Source organism: Anatilimnocola aggregata (genome assembly GCF_007747655.1).
Taxonomy (GTDB): domain Bacteria; phylum Planctomycetota; class Planctomycetia; order Pirellulales; family Pirellulaceae; genus Anatilimnocola; species Anatilimnocola aggregata.
The window spans coordinates 7,204,191-7,229,850 of sequence record NZ_CP036274.1; the positions used below are offsets into that span (position 1 = coordinate 7,204,191).

Sequence of the window (25,660 nt, forward strand, 5' to 3'; positions counted from 1 at the left end):
CCTCTCCACTCAGAACTTATTCCACGGAGTCCTCCCATGCGATGCAAATATGCTTGCGGCACGATGGAACATGCCCTTTCTCGCCGGGGCTTTTTGCAATCGACGGTGGCCGCAGCGAGTGTCGCAGCCGGCAGTTGGGGTGGCGGACTCATCCAGCCCGCCATTGCCGAACAATTGGCGAGTTCACAGAAGCGGGTGTTGAACATCTTCTTGCACGGCGGTGTAAGCCAACTTGAAACGTGGGATCCGAAACCGAACACCGATACGGGCGGCCCTTTCCGCGCTATTCCTACCTCGGTGCCCGGTGTTCACATTAGCGAACTCTTGCCTCATACCGCCCAGGTGATGAACCACTTGGCGATCATTCGCGGCGTGAACACGCGTAACGGCGATCACGGCAAAGGTCAGGTCGAAATGACCACCGGTCGCAATCGCATTCCCGGCACCGACTATCCGCACTTTGGGGCTGTGAGCGCCAAGGTTCTCACGCCCGAGCAATTCCCGCTGCCAGGGCATGTGCTCATTCATGGGGGTGGCAATGGCAATAGTCAATCGGCCTATCTCGGGCCAAAGTATGCCAGCGTGTCCCTTTCAGACGGCAAAGCGCCACAGAACTCCGAGCGGCTCGCCAGCGTGACGGAAGCGGCGGAAGCACGCCGAAATCAATTCAGGCAGTTGGCCAGCGACCGATTTGCTTCCCGTCGTCGCACCGCCGATACCGACGCTTACACATCGTCTTACGAACAGGCGCGCCAACTAATGCAGCGGCGCGATGTCTTCGACGTGACCAAGGAATCAGCTGCAGACCAGGAGCGGTACGGCAAGCATGAGTTCGGCCAACACATGCTCCTCGCCCGCCGACTGCTCGAGCAGGGCGTCCCCTTTGTGCAAGTGAATCACTCGAATTACGACACGCACTTCGAAAACTTTGATTTCCATATTGAACAGTTGGGCGAGTTCGACAAGCCTTTCGCGACCCTGGTCGGTGACCTGGCCGATCGCGGACTGATGAAAGATACGCTAATCGTCGTGATGAGCGAATTCGGTCGCACTCCCAAGATCAACAAGAACTATGGTCGCGATCACTGGGGCAATGCGTGGAGCGTGTGCGTAGGCGGAGCGGGCATTCAGTCGGGAGCGGTTATCGGCAAGACCAACGACAACGGCACTGCCGTGACGGATCGCGAAGTCGATCACGGGCACCTCTTTCACACCTACATGCGTGCTGTCGGTGTCGACTCGAAACTGGAGTTCAACATCGGTGGTCGCAAGTTCCCGATCGCCGATCCCGCCAAGGGCCCCATCGCGGAGTTGCTCGCATGACCCAGTCAGAGGCCAAGGCCGAAGAGAAAAAAGAAGACAAGAAACCCGACGCTAAGCCGGCAGAAGTCAAGCCCGCTGAGGCGACAGTTACCGGCGTCGATCCAGCCAAGACGCACGAAATCTCGAAGTGGAAACACTCTCGGCCGCTGACAGCCTGCCGGTTCGATCCCACGGGCAAGTTTGCGTTCACCGGGGCCGAAGACAACACCATTCAACGGTGGGATCTGGCAACAGGGACGATGACCTCGCTAGCCGGTGGTCACGATAGTTGGGTGCGGGCGATTGGGTTTTCGCCGGATGGTCAACAGGTTTATACCGGTGGGTATGATGGCCGCCTTATCTGGTGGCCCACGACCGCAGAGAAGCCGGAACCGATCCGCAAGATCGATGTCGCCCATAACGGCTGGTTGCGGGCTCTCGCTGTCAGTCCCGACGGCAAGACGATTGCCACTTGTGGCAACGATAACCTGATAAAGCTATGGGATGCAGCTGACGGAAAGCCGCTCGGTGAATTGGCCGGCCATCAGTCGCACGTCTACAACGTCGCCTTTCATCCCGCGCTCCCCGCACTCGTGTCGTGCGATTTGAAAGGAACCGTCAAGCAGTGGGATCTGACGGAGAAGAAGCACGTTCGCGACTTTGCCGTCGCCACGCCTCTGCATAAGTACGATACTACCTTCCGGGCCGATCTCGGCGGAGCCCGTAGCATTGCCTTCTCGACCGACGGCAAACTCCTGGCGCTGGGCGGCATCACCAATGTCACCAACGCGTTTGCGGGAATTGGCAATCCTGCCTTGGTAGTGTTTGATTTCGAGACCGCGCAGATCTCAAAGACCCACGTGGCCAAGGAACCGGTCAACGGTACTGCTTGGGGTGTCCGCTATCACCCAAACGGGTATTGGATTGGCCTATCGGGCGGCGGCGGTGGTGGTTTCCTTTACTGCTGGAAACCTGATGCGGTCAATGAGTTCTTCAAACTCAAGCTACCCGATTTCGGTCGCGATCTTGATCTGCATGTCGACCACAAACGGCTGGCCGTCGCTTGTTTCGACCAGCATCTGCGGCTGATGGGACTCTTTGCCAAGGGCTGACGCGATCGCTAGCCCCGCCTATTGCAAATCCTTTCGCGCAAGTAACATAAAGGATTCGTTTTTGCTTGTGCGTCCGCGGTTTTTGGGTCGCTAGTGCCTCCACGCGGTTTGCATCAGCCAAGGCCCTTGTGTACTGCTTCACCGCGAAATGTCACTGCGCCGCGCTCCGTCGTACGACCTGCTCGAAAATCTCCTGGCCGACCGCGTGCTGATTCTCGACGGCGCGATGGGCTCGATGATTCAGCGCTACAAGCTGACGGAAGAAGAGGTCCGTGGCGAGCGTTTTGCCGAGCACGATCCGGCGAAGCACCTCAAAAACTTCTCCGACCTCCTTTGCCTCACGCACCCAGACAAGATCACCGCCATCCATCGGCAGTATCTGGACGCTGGGGCCGACATTATCGAAACGAACACCTTCGGCGCCAGCTTTGTAGGCATGGAAGAGTTCGTCCTGCCACGGGAACTGGTTCGCGAAATCAATTTCGCTGCGGTGAAGTGTGCCCGCGCTGCTGCTGATGCCTTCAGCACCAAGGACAAGCCGAGATTCGTGGCTGGCTCGATCGGTCCGACGGCGAAGCAGATGTCGATCTCGACGAAAGTCGATGATCCCAGCTATCGCAACGCCGAGTTCGACCAGATGGTCGACTCGTATCTCGAACAGATCGAAGCCCTGGTCGATGCAGGTGTCGACCTGCTGTTGCCGGAAACAGTGATCGACACGCTTAACCTCAAGGCCTGCTTGTTCGCGGCCGAGAAGTGCTTCGCGAAGCGGGGCTTTCGCGTGCCAGTGATTGCGTCGGGCACGTTCAGCGATGCGGGCGTGACGTTCGTCTCGGCGCAAAATGTCGAAGCGTTTTGGAACAGCGTCTCGCACGTGCCACTGCTGGCCGTCGGCATGAACTGCGCGCTGGGCCCGCAGACCATGCGGCCACATATTGAGGAACTATCGAAGGTCGCCGGAACGCGAATCAGTTGTTACCCGAATGCTGGTCTGCCGAACGAAATGGGGCAGTACGATCTTGATCCGCCGCAGATGGCCGCGCTGGTGGGCGAGTTCGTTGAAAGCGGCTGGATCAACATTCTCGGTGGCTGCTGCGGCACGACGCCGCCGCACATCGGTGCCATGGCAGAACGCGTTCGCCGGATGAAGCCGCATCAACCGCCAACGCCCGAGCCCTGGTTGCGTCTGGCCGGCACGCAGGCTTTTACGCAGCGGCCCGATACCAACTTCACCATGGTCGGTGAACGAACGAACGTCACTGGCTCGAAAGCTTTCGCGAAGTTGATTCGCGACAGCAAGTTCGAAGAGGCCGTTGATGTTGCCCGCCAGCAGGTGCTGGGTGGTGCCACAGTTATTGACGTCAACATGGACGACGCGCTGCTCGATGGCGAAGCCGCGATGACGAAGTTCCTGCGACTGATTGCCGGCGATGGCGAAGTTTCCAAAGTGCCGGTGATGATCGACAGCAGCAAGTGGACTGTCATCGAAGCTGGCCTGCGCGCGACACAGGGCAAGAGCATCGTCAATTCGATCAGCTTGAAGGACGGGGAAGAAGAATTCCTGCGGCGGGCGCAACTCGTTCGCAATTACGGCGCTGCTGCGGTGGTGATGGCCTTCGACGAGCAAGGCCAGGCTGTTGAGACGGACGAAAAAGTTCGTATCTGCAAGCGGGCTTACGATCTGTTGACACAGAAGATCGGCTTCCCGCCGGAAGACATCATCTTCGATCCGAACATCCTCACCGTCGCGACGGGGATGGAAGAACATAACAACTACGCGGTCAATTTCATCGAAGCGTGTCGCAAGATCAAGGAAGTCTGCCCACTCGCGAAAATCAGCGGCGGCGTGAGCAACGTCAGCTTTTCGTTCCGCGGCAACGACATTGTCCGCGAAGCGATTCACAGCGCGTTTTTGTATCACGCCATTCGCGCCGGTCTGGATATGGGAATCGTCAACGCAGGGCAACTCGCGGTGTACGAAGAAATTCCCAAGGAATTGCTCACGCGCGTCGAAGATGTGCTGCTTAATCGCCGCCCCGATGCGACCGAACGGCTGATTCAGCTTGCCGAAACGGTCAAAGGCAAAGGGAAAGCGGCCGCGACCGAAGACTTGAGCTGGCGTGATGGAACCGTGCAGGAACGATTGAAGCACGCGCTCGTGAAGGGTGTCGATAAATTCATCGAGCAAGACACCGAAGAGGCTCGCCAGCAGTACGATCGCTGCCTGCGGATCATCGAAGGTCCGCTGATGGACGGCATGAGCGTCGTTGGTGACTTGTTCGGCGCGGGAAAGATGTTTCTGCCGCAGGTGGTGAAGAGCGCCCGCGTGATGAAAAAGTCCGTCGGCTATCTCCTGCCCTTCATGGAAGAAGAGAAGAAACTGGCCGGCCAGGAACAGCAAAGTTTCCGCGGCAAAATGCTGATCGCTACGGTGAAGGGCGACGTTCACGACATCGGCAAGAACATCGTCGCTGTTGTGCTCGGTTGCAACAACTACGAAGTGATCGACCTGGGCGTGATGGTCGCGGCCGAAAAGATTCTCGACGTCGCGGTCAAAGAAAGCTGCGACATTATCGGCCTTTCGGGACTGATCACTCCTAGCCTAGACGAAATGACGCACGTTGCCCGCGAAATGCAACGCCGTGGGCTGACGATTCCGTTGCTTATCGGCGGCGCAACGACCAGTGCCAAGCACACCGCCGTCCGCATTGCGCCACAGTACAGTCAACCCGTGGTTCATGTGCTCGATGCTTCGCGCTCGGTTGGCGTGGTCGAACGGCTGCTCAATCCCGATTCGCGCCCCACCATCGAGGCCGAGAATAAAGAACTGCAGCGGCAGTTGGCACTCTCCTATTCCAATCGCCAGCAGAAACTCGTACCGCTGGCCGAAGCGCGGGCCAAGAAGTTCGTGACCGATTGGCAGACCGTGCAGATCGACAAGCCGTCGTTCACGGGAACCAAAGTGGTGCGCGATATTCCTCTCGAATCGATCGTCCCCTACATCGATTGGTCGCCCTTCTTCCAGACATGGGAACTGAAGGGGAAATATCCGCGGATCTTTCAGGATCCCACCGTGGGCAAGGAAGCAAAGAAGCTCTTCGACGAAGCGCAGCAACTGCTGCAGCAGATCATTTCGCAGAAGCAGCTGACAGCGAATGCCGTGTACGGTTTCTGGCCGGCGGCCAGCGACGGCGACGACATTGTTCTCTACACGGATGAATCGCGGCAAACCGAACTCACCCGCTTCCACACACTGCGGCAGCAATGGCAGCGACAAGGACAGGAATGCTATCGCGCGCTGAGCGATTACATTGCGCCCGTCGGTCGTGGGCGGGAAGATTACCTGGGCGCATTTGCCGTGACGGCCGGTCTGGGCTGCGATGAACTCGCCAACGAGTATCAAAAGAAGTACGACGACTACAACTCGATCATGACCAAGGCGCTCGCCGATCGTTTGGCCGAGGCGCTGGCTGAAAAAATGCACGAGCAAGCTCGGCAAGATTGGGGTTACAGCCGCGTGGGCGAGCACTCCAACGAAGAACTGATTGAAGAGAACTACCGCGGCATTCGCCCGGCGGCTGGATATCCGTCGCAGCCCGATCATACCGAAAAACGCATCCTGTTCGACCTGCTCGCCGCCGAAGTGAACACCGGCCTGCAACTGACCGAATCGTTTGCGATGTGGCCAGCGGCCAGTGTCAGCGGGTTGTACTTTGCTCATCCCGAGGCTCGCTATTTCGCGCTCGATCGGATTACAAAAGAGCAAGTTGAAGATTATGCCCGCCGGAAGAAGATTCCGCTGGCCGAAGCCGAGCGCTGGCTCGCTCCCAATTTGGGCTATGATGCGTAACTGAATTTGATCCCCAGCGCCCGTCCTTCGAGTGAGTGCGGGCGTTTTCCTTTCAATATCGATGGCTCATGAACTTCATCGCAAACCTGGATTGGTTATCGTTGGGCGGGCTTCCCTTGGGCATGTTCGAAATTCTTGGCCAAAAGGTCGAGGGTTCCGATCTGGCGATTGTCGCCCTGCTGATCTTGCTCGAAGGGGTTCTCTCCATCGACAACGCGCTGGTGCTCGGTCTGCTCGCCAAGCGTTTACCCAAGCATCAACGGGCCCGCGCGCTGAGTTACGGGCTGATTGGCGCGTTTGTGTTTCGCGTCATTGCGATCTGCACGGCCAGCCTGCTGCTGCAGTTGCCGTTCGTCAAGTTCATCGGCGGCGCTTACTTGGTCTATATCGCGGTCAAGCACCTGTTTTTCGAATCGAAACAGGAAGGTCACGACGACATTCAGCTCGATGAGCACGGGCATCCGGTCATTATTGACGAAGAAACCCACGAGCCCGTGACCGGCGATCGCGAAGAGCAAGAAATCGAACAGCGCTCGCCGCTGCCGATTAAGCCCGCAGGAAAATCCTTCGTCGGTGCGGCCTTCTGGCCAACCGTGCTGGTGATCGAACTGACCGACGTGGCATTTGCTGTCGATTCAATTCTGGCCGCCATGGCGCTCGCCGGCAGTCGCACCGAGAAACTCTGGGTTGTCATCACCGGAGGTATTATCGGCGTCGTACTGATGCGTTTTGCCGCCGCGATCTTCATTCGCCTGCTGGAAAGGTTCCCACGGTTCGAAGTCTCGGCCTATCTACTCGTTGTTGTCATCGGTCTTAAGCTGCTAGGGGATTGGACATTCAACAGCGACTGGAGTTTCGACAAGCACTTTGCCGAAGGAATGATCGGCAGTGCCAAGCCAACATTCGTGCAGATCGAACAGAAGCGCCGCGCAGCAGTTGTCAGCTACGAAACGTGGCTGGAGAAGAACTGGATTTTCAAGCTGCCAAGGAAGGACCACGGCGATCACCATCACAACGATCCCGACGCGCACAAGGCCGACGTAAATCAGCCAGCTGATCCACATGCTGCGGAGGCAAAACCGGATGGCAAGAAAATGGATCTACCTGCCCACATTCCGCACTTGCTCGATTTCCACGATCTGCGTCGTCCGGAGTGCATGAGCTTCTGGTTGATTATGGTCGCCTGCTTTGGTTACGGATTCATTCCGGGCAAGAAGCACGGCGCGCATAAGTAGGGGCCGACTTTCGCCAAACGCGTGATTCTGCCGTATTCCGAGGCTAGACTAATGGCGGGGCCCTTCGCGCGAGGATCATCGTCATGCAGCGTCGAGATTGGCTAATCGGAGCTGGTTCACTGGCGGTTGGCAGCTATGTCGGCAGTCGGTGGTGGGATCGTCGACAGTCTGCAGATTTTCGAGCGCCGACGCACAGCGTGGTGCCGGTCGTGGGGGATGGCAAGTGGATTTGGAATCAGCCCCCTACCGATCAAACCGGCTATCTGGAGCCGCGCTCGTTTGAAGTTTCGATCGGCCTCGAACTGCAAGGGAAGGGGGACGCTGGTCGCATTCAAGCGACCACGCCCGTGCCAACCGAATTCCCCGAGCAGAAAATCGAATCTGCCGAAGTTCTGACCGAAGGCTGCGAAGCCCGGATTCAACCGCTCGCGCCGGGGGCCGCTCAATTGGAAATGGCAGCGCCGGGAATCGCCAAGGGGCAAATCATTCGCGCCGTCGCCAAATTGAAGTTGACGCTCACCAAGCAGTACCTGGCGTTTGACAAGGAGCAGTTTCCAGCGAGGCAAACCGTGCCCGCCGATGTGCGGAAGGGATATTTGCAGGACAGCCCGGGTATTCAAACGAGCAACGAGAAGGTTCGCAAGTTAGCGCAAGAGATTGCGGCGAAACAGACGCATCCGTGGGATCAGGCCGAGGCAATCAGCAAGTGGATTCGCCAGAATATTCAGCCCCAGATTGGTGCGTACACGGGGGTGGCCACGGCCATGGAAAAACGTCGTGGCGATTGCGAAGAAATGGCCGCGGTTTTCGTCGCCGTCTGCCGTTCGCTGCAAATCCCCGCGCGGCTCGTCTGGGTGCCGAATCACAACTGGGCGGAGTTCTATCTGACGAGCGAGAAAGGCGAGGGGCATTGGATTCCCGTGCACACCGCCTGCTACGGCTGGTTTGGTTGGACCGGTGCCCATGAACTTGTGCTGCAAAAAGGCGATCGCATTGTTCATCCCCAAAAGCGAGTTACGCAGCGACTCGTCGAAGATTGGCTGCAATGGCAGGGAGCGCGGCCGGACGTTCGCTTTGTCGGCGAATTGAAACCGGTGGCTGCGCCTACTTCAGGCAGCGATGCCGACGCTGGCCCTGGTGCCCGTCGGAAAGAAAAAAACGGTGCTTGGAAATTGACCGGCGAACATCCGTTGGATCGGTATCTGCGAAACGCGTGAGCGGACCTTAAGCCGCGTAGTGCACAAGCCAATGAACCCCCGCCGCAGGGGCGGGGGCGATTGAATACTACTATGGCTGGAGCAAGAACGCGAGCAGGTCGCGCAGTTCTTGGGGAGTCAGTTGACCGGGAAGGCCCTCGGGCATAATCGATTTGTCGCTGGCTTTGCGATATTCCACGTCGCGCGGATGGAGCTTGAAAATCGTGCCGGTGTTGTCGGCATATCGAACGTGCCCATCGACCTCTTCGCCGACGTAAACGCCAGTCTTGCTGGTGCCATCGGTGGCTTGAATCACCCAGGGAGTGAACTGCGGGGCAATTTCGCGGCTGGGATCGACAATCGACTGCAGCAGCCGCTCGCGCGTCATCGACTTGGCCACTGTCGACAAATCCGGACCAACGCGACCACCGCGGCCGCGATACTCGTGGCACTTGTAACAGCTGGCGACTTTGGGATGGAAGAAAATGCGTTCTCCGATTTCGGGATTCCCATTACCAGTGGCCCGTTCATTCCAGGCTGCCTGGTTCTTGGGCTCTGGCGAAGATGGGAGGCTTTTTGGATTCTGCTCTCGCAGCATGCGGAGTGCTTCGGACTGCAAGTTCGGATGATCTTTCTGATTGGCCAGGCGCTGAAACTTTGCACGATCCTGTTCTAGTTCAGCAGACAATCCCAACAGAGCTTCGCAGCGGAGCTTTTCTTCAGGTTTGTCATCCGCAACGATCTCGCGTAGTCGCGCGACAGATTCTTCACCGCCGCGGAGTCGTAGGGTGCGAACAGCCTCAAATTGCAGTGCCTTGTCGGCGTGCTTCGTCAGTTCAATCAGCAGCGGCAGTTTCAGATCGGCATGATTCGGCGATACCATCCGCAGGGCCATCAAGCGTGTCGCTGCCGAGCGCTGAGGCGAGATGACGAGCTTGGCGGCAAAATACTCACCCGTGTTTTCATGATTTCTTCCCGACAGGCGATCGAGCGCCACGAGCGCTGCTTCGAAATTGCGACGGTTGAGCGTTTCGCGCTCGAGCAGCTTCTCAATTGCAGGGACATGTTCGGTAAGTTTCGACTCCATTGCCCAGCGGATGCCGAGGAAGCGGAGATCGGCATAGTCGGAACTAAGCAGGTCGGCAATCAAATGCCGAGTGGAAGGCGCATCGACCCGTTGCAATTCAGCAGCTTGCCAGATCGCCAAGGGGGAGGAACTATCGGCAGCTAACGAATTCAGTTCGCATTTGTCACCAGCCCGTTCGGCCTGATAAGCGGCCAACTGCAGCCAAGGGTCGTGGGCAATGTCCATCGACCGAATGCCGGGCTCATGCGCGCGATGCGCGGCTAAAGTTGCGTCTTGGTTCTTCAACGAGCAAAGCCGTTCATAAGCAAGGGAACGCACACGCTCGTCTTCGGCTTCCTCGCTCAGTTTAGTCGCCTGATCGCTCGCTAACTTCCTGGCTGCAGCTTCGCGCCATGGCCGATGAGGATGTGCCAGCGCGATGGCTGGCTCATCCGAAAGTGGTTCTCGTATGGCGGGCTTCTTCGCCCGCAAGTGCCAGATGCGGCCTTTGCCGTGAATGGGGTAGCTCTTGTCGACCCAGTCGCTCATGTAGAGCGAGCCATCGGGGGCCATTGCGAGGCCGACGGGGCGGAAGTTCTGATCGCCGGTGACGACGGGCTTCATTTCAGCTGAGAAAGAAGCGCCACGAGGTTTGAGCGTGTAGCGTTCCAGGCGATGATCGCCCCAACTGGTGACGAGGAGTTCGCCGCGGTACTCGGCCGGCAGATTGTCAGATTCATAAGCCATCACAGCACAGGGAGCTTCTCCGGTGCCGGCAACCATCGGCAGCGTGGCGGGGAGTTCGCCATTCCAGGCGGTGAAAGGAGAAACCCCTTTGCGGCCGTTGCGAAAACGAAAGCCGTAGTCACCACCTTCGACCACGTGCAGCAGGCGGCATGGCGGACGCGAATCGGGATCGTTATCGACGGTGAACAAACGGCCGAAGGCATCGAAGGTGACATGGAACGGATTCCAAAAGCCGGTGGCGACCAGCCGCAGCTTTTTGCCCCCTGCGTCGCAGGAGTAAATATTGCCACCTTCGCCACCGCCCGTGAGCGTCGTGCCATCGGTGCCGATCACTTTGTAGTCTGCGCCCAGGTTTTCGCCGAAGCCGAAGTAAATATTCCCGACAAAGTCGAGTGCGAAGCCCGCAAGGCCGTTGTGGGGGTAGTTGCCAGCTGTTTCGAGCTTGATCAGATCGGTGCGGGTTTCGGCCTTACCGTCTTTGTCCTTGTCTTGCAGGCGAAAGACTTCGTTGCGCGTAGCGACGAGGAGCGAACCATCGGTCTCGAAGACGAGACTCATAGTGTTTCGCAGGCCGGTGTAAAACTCGTCAACTTTATCAGCGCGGCCGTCGCCGTTGGTATCTTGCATGCGCAAGATTCGGTCGAGTTCCGGACGGTTGTATTCTTTGGGGCGAAAGTGGGTGTTGTTCTCGATGACGTAGACGATGCCTTGCTCGTCGACCGCGATACCCGTGGGGGTCGTTACCTGCGGATCGATCGCAAACAGGCTGATTTCGAGGCGGTCGTCGACGACCTTTGGCAGCGGTGCTTTGGAGAAATCGGGTTCCGCAGCGAAGGTGGAGAGGGCGACGAGAAGACAGAGAGGGTTCATGGTTGCCCGCTGAAATTGCGATGTGGAGTGGTGAAGGGGGCGAGTTAATTGTAGCGGGTTTGTGAGCGAAGTTCGCAGAATGGCTGAGCATATCAAGAGGCCAGTCCCCTCGCCCCGACCCTCTCACCTGGAGTACCGGAGGAAGCGAAGGGGCCTAATAATGTGAACGTTGTGCTGCGGCCATTCATCGGCGTCGAGGATCTTCCGCTCGAGCTTCGATTGATATTCGTTGCCGGAGGGAATCAGGGCCAGTTTGATGCCGACGGAGTCCGTTACCGGGTCGATCTTGGGCTGTTCGGCGTGGGCCACCTATCGCCAACCGATCGTAACCATCAAGAACAGAACGGAGCGAGCGCAACGAGGATTCATGGTGCGATCAATTTCCAAGACGTGGAGAAGAGAGTGGTCGCGAAGAGAATCGTGATTGGGAGCGGCTGAGAATTCAATGCAATCACCTGAATTCGGGGACTAGGATTCGAACCTAGACAAGCAGAACCAAAATCTGCTGTGCTACCATTACACCATCCCCGAATGGTCGCCGAAGCGAACTGAGCGAATCATTGTAGTATTTAGACGCTTTTCGACAACGGGAGTTCGCGGAAAAAGCCCGCCGTATTCTACGGGCCTTTGGCTAGCTTACTCACCACGTTGAATGAAAGCTGTTCGAGCTCGATGGCCAGGTCGACGCCAACGGTGTGTATGTGCTTGGGGAGGGCGAGCGTAACGGGTGCAAAATTGAGAATTCCCTCGACTCCAGCCGAAACAAGGGCATCGGCCACGCGCTGGGCGACGGCTGAGGGAACGGCCACGATGGCGAGCCGAATGTTTTTCTCGCGGACGACCTGGGTCACCTCGTCCAGGTGATAGACCTGCAGACCTTCGATCTTGTTGCCGATCTTGGCCGGATCGGTATCGAAGCCGGCGACAATTTCGAAGCCCTGCTGCTGAAAGCCGCGGTAGCCGATGAGGGCACGACCCAAGTTACCCATACCGACAATGGCCAGTGACCACGATTGGTTGGTGCCCAGGATTTTCTTGATCGCGGCGATGAGTTCTGCACAGCGATAGCCAATGCCGGGGTAACCGAATTGGCCGAAATAGGCGAGGTCTTTGCGAACCTGAGCGTCGGTAAAGCCGAGTAGCCGGCCCAACTGCGTGGAACTGGTTGTTTCGAAACCGTCGCGAACCAGATGCTGCAGCTCGCGCAGGTAAAGACTCAGGCGGCTGACGACGGCCTGCGGAACTTGTGGTTCAGCACTTTCGTCAACATTCTTTTTGTCTTCCGCCATGCACCCCGTCCCGCCAACTCAACAATTTCCTTTACTTCCAACTGGAGTCCGTTCGAGGGTTTACTGTAAACCGATTGGAGCATGGGGACAAGAAGACTGCAGCCGATGTATGTATGAAGATTTACTGGTATCGCAAGAAACTGCTGACGGGGCACGCCGGCTGGCTTAAACTTGGCGGCAGCTGACGAAAATGTTTACGCAACGAGGAAGTAGAGTGATGCAACGGAGCGAGGCGATTGTACGATTGCTGGCCGAGCATCGCGGGGCACTCTTGAGTCGCCAGTTCGATCCTTCCACGTTGCTCGCTGCCCATCGTGAACTGCTGCCCGAGTTGGCCACGGCGATCGAGGATTTGCTCTCAAACTCTTCCCTCTTGTCTGGAGCAGGTGAGACACAATCGTTTAGAGCTGCCGATCCTGCCGGCACGTTGAACTGGGACCGAATCGATATCCACGAAGCGGCGACTGCCACCGCGGGCGCCAAGTTTGGTCCGTTCGAACTGGTGCGAGTACTGGGTGAGGGTGCCTTTGGTGTGGTGTGGCTCGCCCGCCAGCCCGAATTGGAACGAGACGTCGCGCTGAAGATCTTGCGCGCGCAGTTTGCATCGAGCCAGACGATTGAACGGTTTTGGCAAGAGGCGAAAGTCCTCGCACGCTTGAAACATCCGTACATTGTGCAGGTTCTGTCGGTGGGGACCGTGGGAAGTGAACACTACATTGCCATGGAGTTCGTCCCCGGCGGTGACTTGCGAGGGCGATTGCAAGCAGCCGTGCCGAGCGCTGCCTGGTCGGCAGCCGTGCTACAGAAAGTGGCGTTGGCCGTCGAGCACGCGCATCAGGCCAACGTGATTCACCGCGACTTGAAGCCAGCGAACATTCTGCTCAACGGCGAAGATGAACCGTTCGTCACCGATTTCGGACTGGCCAAGCGACTGGAAAATGGGCCGGAATTAACCGCCAGCGGCGATGTGCTCGGGACGATTGCCTACATGTCTCCCGAGCAGGCCAGCGGCCAAACCGCGAGTGTGAATGCCCAGAGCGATGTCTATTCGCTCGGTGCGACGCTCTATCACTTGCTCACAGGCCGGCGTCCATTTCCCCTCACCGAGAATGAACCGCTGCAACAGACGTTGGCCGATATCCGCGAGCGCGATCCGCAACCTTTGCGTCGGTTGAATGCCACGCTGCCCGTCGAACTCGAGACGATCTGCCTCAAGTCGCTGGAGAAAGACCCCACCAGGCGCTATGCCACGGCCGGTGCATTGGCGGCGGACCTGGGCCGATTCCTGGCCGGCGAACCGATCTTAGGTAAGGCGACTCGTTGGCCTGAGCGCCTCTGGCGGGCAGTTCGGCGCAGACCATTGTTTGTGGGTTCGCTGATTTCGGGCGCCGCGGTGCTCTTGATTCTCGTGAGTACCATTTGGAATCTGGCTGCCCGAGGCCAACAACTGGGCCAAGACATTAAGACGAAAGAGGAATCTCTGCAAACTGCGCAGCAAGAATTACTGGCGACGACGACAAAGGTTTCGCAAGCCGAGCAAGTGGCCCAAGAGCGGAAAGCTGAATCGGAGCAAGTGCGAGCCGGCCAGCGGTGGACGAACTATCTGGCGGCGATCCAAGAGATTCACGCGGCCTGGGATGAAGGACAACTAGCGCGGATGCGAGAACTGCTGCAACAGCAAGTCCCTGCGGCAAGTGATTCAACGAATGAAGACTTGCGCGGGATCGAATGGTATTACTGGCAATCGCGACTCGACAATCTCGGCTCGCATATTCCCACAACTGCGATTTGCGATGCGCTGGCGATTAGTCCAGATGGATTACTCGTGGCAGGTTGCGATGAGACACATGTTCGCATTTGGAACATCGAATCAAAACAGAAGATCTTCGACCAGCCGATTGGCAGGCCGCGCAGCGCGGGAGTGCTGGATTCTTACACGCAGTTTCTCACTCCGCCGGCAGTTGCTTTCAGCCCCGATGGCAAATGGATCGCGGGGACTACCTTTCACTTAACGCGCGATAATCGGCGGCTGGGCTTTTTGCGCGTGTGGAATGTCGCCAGTGGCGACGAGCACTTTTCGGTTACCAACGATCGCCTCCTTGGTGGCCGCGCGGTCGCATTTTCGCCCGATAGTCAGTTTGTGCTCGCCGGGGGGCTCGATAGTTATTTTCGCTGTTGGAAGTTGGAGACGAAGCAAGAGGAATTGCCCGCAGCTGACGAGCGGTTTGCTCGTCGCAACTTACAGCCTCGCCCGCCGCCGACTCCCGGCACGGCCACGGGTGGTGCCAAGGTGGTGCGCGACCTGCAGTTTTGCAGCGATGGCAAGACGTTGCTTTGCCGCAGCGACTGGACTGGCCCCGAGTTTATTCTGTGGAAGAACACCGATCACGAAGCGGCGATTGCGGAAGACTATCGTCAGTTGCAGCAAAAATTGCGCGGGCATGTGGTGCAGGGGAAGACGTTGCTCGGGGAGTTTCGCGACAATCTGTTCGCCGCTCACTTGAACGAAGGTCGCAACATTGAGTTGCACTTGTATGAAGGACCGAAGTTCGAAGGCCCAAGTAAGCGGCTGCTGGAAGGGCACGATGCCATGTGCCTACAGGCTGGAGAGAAATACTTCGCCGTGGGAAGTAACGATCAGTTGATCCGCGTGTGGGATCTGGCCTTTTTGGAACCAGTCCGCGAACTGCGCGGTCATACCGCAGTTCCCAGCTGCCTGGTGTTTGGCAAGCAAGACGGTATGCTCGCGAGTCGCGCCAGCGATGGGATTCGCGTATGGAATTTGCAAGCTGAATCGAACGTGTTTGTGGTCGACCGGAGTGCGCGGAGCGATACCGCCAGTTTTCTGCACCGTGGCAAGCGCGGCGGCGTAGAAGTAGAAACCAACGGCCATCAGCAGCTGAGCGTGAAGTTCCTGGATCATTTCCGTGAGAAAGTGACCATTCACTTGCCGGAGCTGTTCGTGCTGCGAACCGTGCTCAGTGACGACGACTCACTGCTTGCCGTGGTAGTGAGGCGATTGCCTGGCAGTCCGCTCAAGCCGACCAAGCCGGAACCGAAGACGCTGTTATTCCGCTTGCCCGACGGCGAACAGGTGGCGGAACTCCCACCAGCAACTCTCTCCCCGATTCAGTTAGCGTTCAGTCCGACGAGCGAGTATCTGGCCATCGGCAGGCGCATCTGGAAAACTGATACTATGACCGAGGTCGGCGCACTTCCCGAACAGGCTCCTAACCGGCAGGCCTGCTTCAGCCCGTCTGGGCGATATCTCGCGCTCAGCGATGCGACGCGTACGGAGATCTATGACGTGCTCACCAACACGCAAGTCTGCGCCATTCCTCGGGGCGGAAGTGCGTTCTCGTTCAGTCGCGACGAACAGCAGCTGTATCTGGCGAGCCCCGCGATTTCGGCATGGGAGATTGCTTCTGGCCAGGAGATTGAAGGGGCCTTCGGCAAGCAGCCGTATGAGATTGTCGAGTTGGCTGCGGATGGTCGCCGAGTCTATGCAAGGCGCGGCAAGTACTACGATGTGTTTAGCGTCGAAGGTTCGCGTTTGCTGTTTAGTACTGAATGCAAAGTGGGCTTCACCACTGCGCATCTCGAAAAGCTGTTCACGGACTACATCGGGCGGCTGGCGAAGTAGACGCAGTATGCTGGCATAAACAAAAAAGGCCTGACTCGCCACGAGTGCGAGTCAGGCCTGTCGTTTCAATCTGTCAATTCCGGTGCGTTCCGTCAGTCCGGCCTGTTCCAGGGCCGAGCTAACTTACTCGGTGACCAGATCAGCGTGATCGATCCACACGTTGCCGCTGCCGAGGTGATACAACCAGCCGCCGCCACCCGTGGTGCAATCCGAAGCTTGGGCTGGATTGTTGGTGATGACCTTGATGGCCTGGCTATTGGTAATTGGGTTCGCAGGCAGGTCACGCAGGTAAGGACCATAAGGGAAATTGATGCCCGTACCAGCGGTGCCAGCAGCGTTGGTCGATTGAGTCAGTTCAATCAGGGTAGCACTTGGCTTCACGCCACCGTGGTGCGTCTTGTAGAGTTCGACCTGACCACGCAAGGTGCTCAGATTGAACTTCGCGGTGCCGACCTTGGCATCCATCGAGGAATCGGTGAATTGCGGGATGATGGTCGCGGCCAAGATGGCCATGATTACGACCACGATCAAGATCTCAACCAGGGTGAACGCTGAACGAAGTTTGCTTTTCATGTCAATCTCGCGAAGGGAATAACGTGTTGAACGGAAACCGGGAATTGTGCTGCGGCCAAGTTCAAGTCATCAGCACGCAAGTTCCTCAGCAGGAGAGGGATGGTGCAACGTCATGGAGGGTTGGCAAGTCCGAAGCATCTGCGAACCGCGGTGTGTCGCGAAATGCTTCTCTGATTAATTAGGTTGCGGGGGGCATCGCGTCAAAGAAAATGGGTAACATTCCTCGGTTCCGTTAGAAAACGCTTGGTTGCAGCGATGGCGACGATTGGGCAGACGCACCCGGCTGCTGCGATCGTATAAAAAAGAGTTGCCGGAGCAGGCGGGTAAAGCAATCGAAACGTTCGATCGCCGTGGACGCCAAGCAATATCCGTTCGAATCTGTGCACCCGCAGGAAATGAGACGAAGCGGACTGGCAAATGAACTTTGGTGAGTTCAGTCGCGGGCGAACAGACACATGTGGCAGTGCTCGCAGAATTAGAACAGCGGGCGCAAGCGGCCGATTTGCGGTGTCGGCAATTCGGGGGCGGGTAGCGGCTTGCCATAGTAATAGCCTTGGCCAAGCTCGAAGCCCATCTCGCAACAGCAGCGGTGCTCGGCTTCGGACTCCACCCCTTCGGCCAGCGAGAGGCTGCCGAGTTCACGAACCATCTGCACCAACTTCGCCACCATTTGTTGATGACGCGGCGGTGATAGGTGAATATCGCGAATCAGCTGCATGTCGAACTTGACGACATCCGGGCTGACTTCGGTTAGTTCGACGAGACGTGACTGCCCAACACCGAAATCGTCGTATGCGAGTTTGATGCCCAGATCGTGCAGCCGGCGTTTGAGCTCTTTCATCGAAGCCAGGTCGGTGGCCGAAGCTTCGTGAACTTCGAGCGTGATGGCCTGCTTCGGAAACGTTTCGACCAGGGAAGCAAGCGAGTCGTACAGGCCCGTGGTGACGATTTCGGCCGGGTGTGTATTCAAGTAGAGACTAAGTGAAGTATCTTCCTGCGGCGCGCATTCGAGGCCAGCCACCCGCAACATGGTGCTGAGTTCCGCTTCTAAATCGAGTTGCGAAGCAGCGAGAAACATGTCGCGCGGAGTCTTTAGACCGAACAGGTTGCTGCGGCCGAGAACCTCGTAGCCCGTCACTTTTCCCGAGCGAATATCGAGAATTGGCTGGAAGTGGGGCACCACGGCGCGGTCGGTCATTAGCTTATCGAACTGAATCAGCGACAAAGCGCGTTCCGAAGCGCCCGAAGGGTCGCAAAGCGTCGAGCTGGTGCCGACGGGTACTTTCATGCCAACGCGAAAGGGGACATCGGCGAATTGAATCAGGTCGCCATCGTTGAGCAGAACCTTATCGTGAACTTGCTTGCCGTTGACGAACGTGCCGTTGGTGCTGCCAGCATCGCGAATATGCAAGTAGCCTTCTTCGAAAATGATCTCCGCGTGTACGCCCGACACGGTGGCATACGACAACGACAACGGCAGCCCATGTCGCCGGCCAATCTGGAACGGGAACGAGGTGACGTCGATGCTCTCGACCTTGCCCATGACGCTTAGGCGTCCGGTCAAGAACCAAGTCACCTTCATGCTGTTGGGGATGGCGGGAGATTTAATCATTACTGGCCACTTAGGGTCACGAAGCAACTGCACGACTGCTTGCGGAACCCTCCTTAAAATCCAATCACTGAAACTGACGCGGAGATAGCAGAGATCCCCGTTGAGCGAAGCCTAGCTCATGCTACCGCTGCAGGCGTTGTTTGCTGCGTGAAGCCCAGCCCCTGAACGAAGTAGGGCCCTTGCTGATGACAAGACTTGTCTAAGCCGAGTAGGCGGACAATTGCGAACAGCCTGTTTGATCGTCAGGGGAGTGCTAGCTGGCCTGCTTTACCTGACAAAACAACTTTGCATATACCCCCCATCTCAAGCCAGTTGCCCAGACTGACGATGAATTCCTACGACCGACCGCTGTGCGGGCACGTTCCACGTTGGCATTGCGCAGTTTCCGGCGAGGTCGACCCCCCAACATGACAGTATGTGCGGGTTATGCCGGTTAAGAGTGAGTTGCGACCATGGCGAGCGTTTCGCCAGACCAGATACAGCGTTTATTCAGTGAGCTACCAGTGAGTCAAGGAGATCGGAACATGAAAGCCCTTTTGGGTCTGCCGATGATAGCGGTTCTGCTGACCGTCATCTCGGTGAACACCAGCTCTGCCGCCTGCTGCGGCGCAGTCAGCTACAGAAATGTGGGCTGCTGCGACCCAGTCGGTTATGAGCCCTGCAAACAGCAGTGCCACACGGTGATGAAAACCGTGAAAGAGACTGTGTACGAACAACAGCAGTACACCTGCTACAAGAACGTGTACGACACGGTCTACGACGAAAAAACCATTAATTGCGTGAAGCACGTCCAAGAGACGCACTATCGCAATTGCGAGTACACGGTTTGCAAGCCTGTGTACACCACGCACTACAAGACCTGCTGCTATACCGTTTGCAAGCCCGTGTATCAAACACACCAGAAGACGGTGTGCTACACGGTCTGCAAGCCGGTGTACGAAACCAAGTATCGCCAGGTCTGCTACACGGTGTGCAAGCCAGTGTACACGACTCACCAGAAGGAGATCTGCTACACGGTGTGCAAGCCGGTGTACACGACTCACCAGAAGGAAGTCTGCTACACGGTCTGCAAGCCAGTGTACGAAACCCGCACGAAGGAACTTTGCTACACGGTCTGCAAGCCAGTGTACGAAACTCGCACCAAAGAGTATTGCTACACGGTGTGCAAGCCAGTGTACACGACTCACCAGAAGCAAATTTGCTACACGGTGTGCAAGCCCGTGTACGAGACCAAGACTCGCACTTACTGTGTCAACGTGTGCAAGCCAGTTTATGAAACTTGCCACCGCGAATGCTGCGAAGTGATTTGCAAGCCAGTTCACTACACCAAGGTGGTGAAGGTTTGCTCGGGTCACTGGGATACTCAAGTTACTGAATGCCCCGGCCCGGTCATGACCAAGTGCGTTCAAGAGCCAGGCTGCTGGACTTGGGATCCTTGCTGCTGCCGCTGCGTTTATTGCCCCGGCGAATGCAAGACGGTTCAAGTTCAATGCCCGCCTCGTAAGATCTGCACCAAGGTTTGGGTGCCTGAAGTGAGCGAGAAGACGATCAACTGCGTTCGTTACGAGAAGGAAGTCGTCAAGAAGATGATTCCTTACACGACCTGCCGTTACGTCAACGAGCAACAGACCAAGACCTGCTCGTACCAGGTCTGCACGATGGTGCCAGAGCAGAAGGTCAAGACCTGCACTTACACCGCTTGCTGCATGGTTCCTGAAGTCGTCCGCAAGACCTGCACTTACCAGGTTTGCACGATGGTGCCCGAAAAACGGACCAAGGTTCTCACCTACCAGGTTTGCACGATGGTTCCTGAAACCCGCACCAAGACCATTAGCTACACCTGCTGCAACATGGTTCGCGAAAACAAGGTCAAGGTCGTCAACTACACTTGCTGCCAAATGGTTCGCGAGCAGAAGACGAAGACCATCGCCTATCAGTGCTGCCACATGGTTCAAGAACAACGGAGCAAGATCGTCACCTATCGCACCTGCCAGATGGTTTCGGAACAGCACACCAAGCAAGTTCCTTACACTGTCTGCAACATGGTCGAACAGAAGTGCGTGAAGCAAGTTCCTTACTGCGTCTGCAAGCCAGTTCACTACACCCAAACGGTGAAAGTGCCTCGCTGCGTCTGCCGTCAGGTTCCCTACACCGTGACCCGTTGCGTGCCAAAGTGCGTTTGCAAGCAAGTGCCGGTGCAGGTCTGCTGCCCGACTCCTTGCTGCGATCCTTGCTGCGTCAAGACTCGCCGCTGCCGCTCTTGCGTCAGCTGCGACACCTGCGGCTCGTAACTTGCTGATTTGACGATTGTGGTTCTGGTCGAATAAACGCTGCGGCGGTCCGGTCAAGTTGATCGGGCCGCCGCTTTCATTTCTTGCTGGTCAATTGCATTCTGAATCGTGGGGAGATACCTTCGGGCCTGATTCGATCGCTTTCAAATTGCCCGGAGCGTTTTCATGTTTGCCCCCTCTTCACCCGGCCGACTCCTCAGCTTGGCCCTGCTCTGCACTGCCTGGACTCCACTCTTAACCGCGCAAGACTTCCCCGCGTTTACCGATCTGAAGCCGCAGACTGAACTCCCCAATCCACTGGTGGCGATGTCGGGCCAGAAGATCACAACCAAGGAAGCGTGGGAGAAAAGCCGCCGGCCAGAATTAAAGCAACTGTTTCAGCACTATATGTACGGCAAACTCCCCGCTGTGCCAGAAGCACTCGATGTGAAAGAGTTATGCTTGAATCGTAATTTCCTCGGCGGGAAAGCGACCCTCCGCGAATTGGCCGTTCGTTTCACATTGCCGCGATCTTCGAGCACCGCTGACATGGCCTGGTCGAAGCACACCATCTACGTATTGCTCGTCACTCCCAACGAACGACTCTCGCCGGCGCCGGTGTTTATTGGCATGAACTTCTGCGGCAATCATGCCGTGGTCGAGAGCGAGCAAATCCAAATTCCCGAAACCTGGGTGTATAACCGCTGCGAGGGAACTGAAAAGGATCACGCGACGGCGAAAGGGCGAGGAACTCAAGCCGATGTCTGGAACGTCGACCTCATCATTGACCGGGGCTATTCTCTCGCCAGCTTTTATAGTGGTGATATCGATCCCGATACCGCGGACTTCGCTGACGGCTTGAATGGCGAATTGAAGCCAGACCTGAAATTCGCAGGCGACGACGCTGGCACCATCGCCTGTTGGTCGTGGGGCTATCATCGCGTGATCGATGCCCTGACGAAGCACGCCAAAGAAGTTGCCAAAGGAAACAGCCGACTCGATTTGAAGAAGATCGCCGTGGTCGGCCATTCGCGCAACGGCAAGACGGCGCTCTTGGCCGCAGCTATGGACGACCGGATTGCTCTGGCCATTCCCAGCCAGGCGGGCTGCGGCGGCACAGCCCCCAGTCGCGGCACGGTTGGCGAATCGGTCAAGCGAATCAATACTTCGTTCCCGCACTGGTTCTGCGACGAGTTCACCAACTTCAACGACGAACCGGCTCGCTTGCCCTTCGATCAAAACTGCCTGGCAGCCATCTGTGCTCCCCGCCCGGTCCTCTTCGCCAATGCCCAGGAAGATACCTGGGCCAATCCCGATGGCCAACTCGAAGTGCTCAAAGCAGCGGCACCTGCCTACGCACTTTATGGGAAGCGCGGAATCGATTCCGACGCCAAAGCCGAGATGGGCAAACTCATCGGGCACGAACTTGGCTACTTCATTCGTCCCGGCAAACACTCGATGAGCCGTGTCGACTGGCAAGCCTATCTCGACTTCGCCGACAAGCACTTTTCGGCCAACTAATTTGACCCGCAGCCCCCCGGATGCCTAAACTGCAGCATCCCCGGGGGCTCCGCGGAATCTATCCTCCCATGCGTTATCGCTGGCTCTTCATCGCGGTGCTGATTGTCGTAGGCGGTGGTTTGGGCATTCGCCAGTTCATCGCCCACAATCGTGCGAAAGAGCGGCTGCAGGCCTGGCAAGCGGAACAAGAGCGAGAACAACGGCTCGACCGCCCAGTGAAAATCAGTTTCGGGGCTTCGGTCGAATTGACGACGTGGCTCGATGAATGGTCGCAGCAGACTGGCATCAAAGCTACCTTCGTAGAGTCCGCTCCGGTCAGCGGCTTCGGGAACCCCATGGTGGGGCCAGTTTGCTACGACGGGTCACACCACATCGCCCTCGATCTTCCCCAACTCCCAGCACGTGAGGCGCTGCGGGCCTTCGCTGCTTATTGCAATTGCAGTTGGCATCTGGATCAGAGAGGAGATCTATCGGTGTACGCGAGCGCAGACGAAGCGCCGCTTGTCACCCGTACCTATCTGCTCCCCGCTCAGCTGAATGAAAACCAGCAAGAAGACTTTGCAGATGTGTTCGCCTACGCTCCGGCCTCCGATTCGTGGGATGTTGTTGGCGGCCGTGGTGGCAAAGTGCTGACGCCGGGAACGTTGACGGTCGTTCATCATGCGGATGCCCAGCAGCAAATCAACACGTTCTATCGCGCGCTGGTGCCGCTGCTTGAGCAGTCGAGCGAACTCACCCCCGCTGCCTGGCTGGTTGATGATCCCCGGTTACAGCCGGTGCCGATCTGTGAAAACCCAGCAGCGTTCGCGAGGCTGCTGACAGCTTTGCAGCAGAAAGTCTCGTTCAACGTGGTCGACATGCCTGCGCAGGACTTCGCGAACAAGATCGGTGAGAAGCTAGGCGTGCCGGTGAACATCGACCCGCTAACCGGACCGTTCTACGCCACCACAGTCACCCTGCGTCTGAACAACATCTCGCTGCGCTCGTTACTTGATATCCTGCTGCGCGAGCGCAATTTGGCCTACGTGCCGATCGCCAGCGGGCAGGCACTTTTGATTACCAACGAAGATCAACTTCAAGAGCAACGATATCTGACGACCTGCGCCTATCAAGTACACGATCTGGCCAGCACAGCGATTGGCGAACCAGATCTCGATCCGCTGGCCGAGCTCATCGTAACTACCATCGAGACTGACGCCTGGGAAGATGTGGGTGGAACGGGAAGCATCAATTACGTGTCAGACTCGCCGCTCCTGGTGATTGCAACCACGCTTCACAATCATCAGCGGATTCAAGGTTTGCTGGCCGCGCTGCGCAAGGCGAAGTTGGTTCCGTTGCCTGTAGGTTCCAAGCGTACGCACCCGAAACGCGGGCTGGATTTGCGCGGCCTCCCCTTCTCCATCGTTCCTATCGTTGGTTAGCGACCTCAATTCAGTTCTGCATTCTGCGTTCTACATTCTGACTTCGATCCTTGAGAAGATCTCCCATGTCGAGCGAATCGAAACCAACGAAACGACCCTGGTACCGCCGCATTCGGCTGTGGCAGTTCAGTCTGCGGACGCTGCTGCTGTTGATGGGAGTCGTGAGCGTAGCCTGTTGGTACTGGCTGCGGCCGGAACAGCTCGAAGAGAAGTTGGCGAGTGGCGAGTTGATCTTAAGGCGGGAGTATCGGCAGAATGGCTTCGAGACAGAGCCGTTTCTTTCCGGCCAGTACAATGTGCCTACGCCCAATCCGCAGCCTGCTCCCAAACCCAAACTTGCAAATGTGGGTTATTGGCAATTGCGTAGTTTTGCCGGCGATCCTGTTGTTAGCGGCCAATACCGCAAAGGTAAGCAGCACGGTGCCTGGACTTCGTATTATCCCAATGGTCGCGTCGCCACGCAGGGCACAATGCGAGAAGGGATGCGATTGGGAGTCTGGAAGACGTGGTCGCAGTCGGGAAAGTTGCTAAGTGAAGTGAAGTATGAGGCCGCGGCGAACTTGCAACCCCGGTTTGAAGTAAGTCGTCATCCGCCCGTTGCTGCCTACCGGCAATCCGGTTTGCAGGTTGGACTGGTTTATCTCGTGGAGACGAAGCTACCGGTCAGCTTTTTGCAAGGGGAAGCGCGCACCTGGCACGACAATGGCCGCCGCAAAACCGCGGGCAACTATGCGAATAACCAGAAGGTTGGCGAGTGGACAACTTGGAATGAACAGGGAAAACTAATCGCGCGAGGCGAGTATCGCCGCGGAATCCAGGAAGGGATCTGGGAAGTTCTCGATCCGGAAACAAACCAGCTGGCAAGAGTCGAGTTTGTGCGCGGCCTGCGGAAGAGCCAGGCTGAGGAGCAAGGCCGCCTGCTGGCGAAGCGACTGGAACAAACAACCAATCGAGATAAGCAGCTCAAGTGCCTGGAGTTAGCCGCTCAGTTTGGTCCTGTGGCCTTGCCGCTGCTCGAAAAGTTCGTGGATCGGGACGATCCGCAAGTTCAATTCACAGCCATCATGAGTTGCACTAGCTGTGCGGAAGATGCGGCCCCGTGGAAGGAGCAGTTAATCAAACTAGCCGAGAACAGCGACCCTGAGTTTGCAGCTGAAGTGCGCTGGAGCATGTTTCAGGTGTTTCCCGACCAGCGGCAGTCGCTCCTCCCTGTGATCCTGCACGACATCGAGCTGGCAGCAACCACCGACTGGCAAGCTGCGCTGGAGCAGGTGAAGTCGCTGTATGTGGCCATGCCGGCCGATCGGGCGGAGACCTTCGCGCTGTTCCTGAAGATCGCCGCCGACCACGAAGCGGAGTGGTTTAGTGATAGTTGGGCCCATTTCGTGATGGCCGAGTTCCGACCGTTCGTATGCTGCTGGGGCATGGCTCAGCCGGCTTCCACCGCGAGCGCCGTTCGTTGGCCCGGTGACTTAACGCCGCACTTGAAAACAGCCTTGGAGCAGGGCGATCCGAATGTGCGGCTGGCAGCGGTCTGGGTGCTGCACATTCTGATTCGGGATGCAGCGATGCAGCTCCCTCTCGCGCCGGGAGCGCAGCCACCTGCCAATCCGCGCTTTAAAATTCCCGAGCAACTGGTTCCGCTCGTCGAACGAGCCCGGCAAGACGCCGATCCGAAAGTTGCCGAGCGAGCTGCCGAAGTAGATGCAGCCGTGACATTCATGCGTCAGGGCATCGGCCCGGGAGGCTGGGGAGGCGGTGGGGGAGTGTTTTGAGTTTCAACCCGAGTTTCAACCCGAGTTTCAACTCCAGCACCTCGCTCGTAACTTCCCCCTGCACAAGAAAGCAAAAAGCCCCCGGTCATGGACCGGGGGCCTCTTGTATTCAGCAGAGGTTACTGTTCGTCGCAGTGGAGTATGCGAGAGCGAGCAACCCGTTTTACTCAGACTAACC

15 protein-coding genes and 1 tRNA gene are annotated in these 25,660 nt (G+C 57.4%); 11 read left to right on the forward strand and 5 right to left on the reverse strand.

The genetic code is table 11. From position 1 onward, the window contains the following. Positions 1 to 36 precede the first annotated feature (36 nt). The 5 genes from ETAA8_RS27215 to ETAA8_RS27235 all read left to right on the forward strand — a co-directional run bounded on the left by ETAA8_RS27215 (position 37) and on the right by ETAA8_RS27235 (position 8,716). Positions 37 to 1,323, forward strand: coding sequence for a DUF1501 domain-containing protein (locus ETAA8_RS27215; RefSeq protein ID WP_145096183.1), 1,287 nt, complete (start codon positions 37 to 39; stop codon positions 1,321 to 1,323). Then, positions 1,320 to 2,414: a WD40 repeat domain-containing protein gene (locus tag ETAA8_RS27220; protein WP_145096186.1), complete on the forward strand. Its 1,095-nt coding sequence runs from the start codon at positions 1,320 to 1,322 to the stop codon at positions 2,412 to 2,414. The genes ETAA8_RS27215 and ETAA8_RS27220 overlap by 4 nt, the downstream gene beginning before the upstream one ends. A 148-nt stretch (positions 2,415 to 2,562) precedes the next feature. Then, positions 2,563 to 6,264 carry a methionine synthase gene (gene metH, locus ETAA8_RS27225; RefSeq protein WP_145096189.1) on the forward strand — a complete coding sequence of 1,234 codons (3,702 nt, stop codon included), beginning with the start codon at positions 2,563 to 2,565 and terminating at the stop codon, positions 6,262 to 6,264. 68 nt (positions 6,265 to 6,332) lie between these two features. Beyond that, the gene (locus tag ETAA8_RS27230; protein WP_145096192.1) at positions 6,333 to 7,499 is read left to right on the forward strand and encodes a TerC family protein; all 1,167 of its coding nucleotides are present in this window, start codon (positions 6,333 to 6,335) and stop codon (positions 7,497 to 7,499) included. Positions 7,500 to 7,582: 83 nt separating this feature from the next. Next, positions 7,583 to 8,716 carry a transglutaminase-like domain-containing protein gene (locus ETAA8_RS27235; protein ID WP_145096195.1) on the forward strand — a complete coding sequence of 378 codons (1,134 nt, stop codon included), beginning with the start codon at positions 7,583 to 7,585 and terminating at the stop codon, positions 8,714 to 8,716. Between the two features lie 70 nt (positions 8,717 to 8,786). On the opposite strand, the gene ETAA8_RS27240 is transcribed toward ETAA8_RS27235, so the two are convergent. Beyond that, positions 8,787 to 11,378, reverse strand: coding sequence for a PVC-type heme-binding CxxCH protein (locus ETAA8_RS27240; protein WP_145096198.1), 2,592 nt, complete (start codon positions 11,376 to 11,378; stop codon positions 8,787 to 8,789). Between the two features lie 162 nt (positions 11,379 to 11,540). Here ETAA8_RS27240 and ETAA8_RS27245 point away from each other — a divergent pair, with 162 nt between their 5' ends. Next, positions 11,541 to 11,816, forward strand: coding sequence for a hypothetical protein (locus tag ETAA8_RS27245; RefSeq protein ID WP_145096201.1), 276 nt, complete (start codon positions 11,541 to 11,543; stop codon positions 11,814 to 11,816). Between the two features lie 22 nt (positions 11,817 to 11,838). On the opposite strand, the gene ETAA8_RS27250 is transcribed toward ETAA8_RS27245, so the two are convergent. Then, positions 11,839 to 11,909 (reverse strand) — tRNA-Gln (locus ETAA8_RS27250). Positions 11,910 to 11,995: 86 nt separating this feature from the next. Next, positions 11,996 to 12,667, reverse strand: a complete 672-nt coding sequence (locus tag ETAA8_RS27255; RefSeq protein WP_145096204.1) for a redox-sensing transcriptional repressor Rex — start codon at positions 12,665 to 12,667, stop codon at positions 11,996 to 11,998. Between the two features lie 217 nt (positions 12,668 to 12,884). On the opposite strand from ETAA8_RS27255, the gene ETAA8_RS27260 reads away from it, so the two are divergent. Beyond that, a complete protein-coding gene (locus ETAA8_RS27260; RefSeq protein ID WP_202921299.1) occupies positions 12,885 to 16,310 on the forward strand; it encodes a serine/threonine-protein kinase in 3,426 nt (1,141 codons plus the stop codon). A gap of 123 nt (positions 16,311 to 16,433) precedes the next feature. Here the strand turns inward: ETAA8_RS27260 and ETAA8_RS27265 are convergent, their stop codons facing one another. Both ETAA8_RS27265 and ETAA8_RS27270 read right to left on the reverse strand, forming a co-directional pair. Next, entirely contained in the window at positions 16,434 to 16,883 is a 450-nt protein-coding gene (locus ETAA8_RS27265) for a type IV pilin protein (RefSeq protein WP_145096210.1), read from the reverse strand. A gap of 475 nt (positions 16,884 to 17,358) precedes the next feature. Further along, a complete protein-coding gene (locus ETAA8_RS27270; RefSeq protein ID WP_145096213.1) occupies positions 17,359 to 18,495 on the reverse strand; it encodes an EAL domain-containing protein in 1,137 nt (378 codons plus the stop codon). A 524-nt stretch (positions 18,496 to 19,019) separates the two neighbouring features. On the opposite strand from ETAA8_RS27270, the gene ETAA8_RS27275 reads away from it, so the two are divergent. From ETAA8_RS27275 to ETAA8_RS27290, 4 genes are all read left to right on the forward strand, one after another. Beyond that, entirely contained in the window at positions 19,020 to 20,786 is a 1,767-nt protein-coding gene (locus tag ETAA8_RS27275) for a hypothetical protein (RefSeq protein WP_145096216.1), read from the forward strand. Between the two features lie 165 nt (positions 20,787 to 20,951). Further along, the gene (locus ETAA8_RS27280) at positions 20,952 to 22,286 is read left to right on the forward strand and encodes a glucuronyl esterase domain-containing protein (RefSeq protein WP_145096219.1); all 1,335 of its coding nucleotides are present in this window, start codon (positions 20,952 to 20,954) and stop codon (positions 22,284 to 22,286) included. 68 nt (positions 22,287 to 22,354) lie between these two features. Then, complete coding sequence (locus ETAA8_RS27285; protein ID WP_145096222.1) at positions 22,355 to 23,707, forward strand: hypothetical protein; 1,353 nt, start codon at positions 22,355 to 22,357, stop codon at positions 23,705 to 23,707. Between the two features lie 65 nt (positions 23,708 to 23,772). Continuing rightward, the gene (locus ETAA8_RS27290) at positions 23,773 to 25,482 is read left to right on the forward strand and encodes a toxin-antitoxin system YwqK family antitoxin (RefSeq protein ID WP_145096225.1); all 1,710 of its coding nucleotides are present in this window, start codon (positions 23,773 to 23,775) and stop codon (positions 25,480 to 25,482) included. Positions 25,483 to 25,660 lie beyond the last annotated feature (178 nt).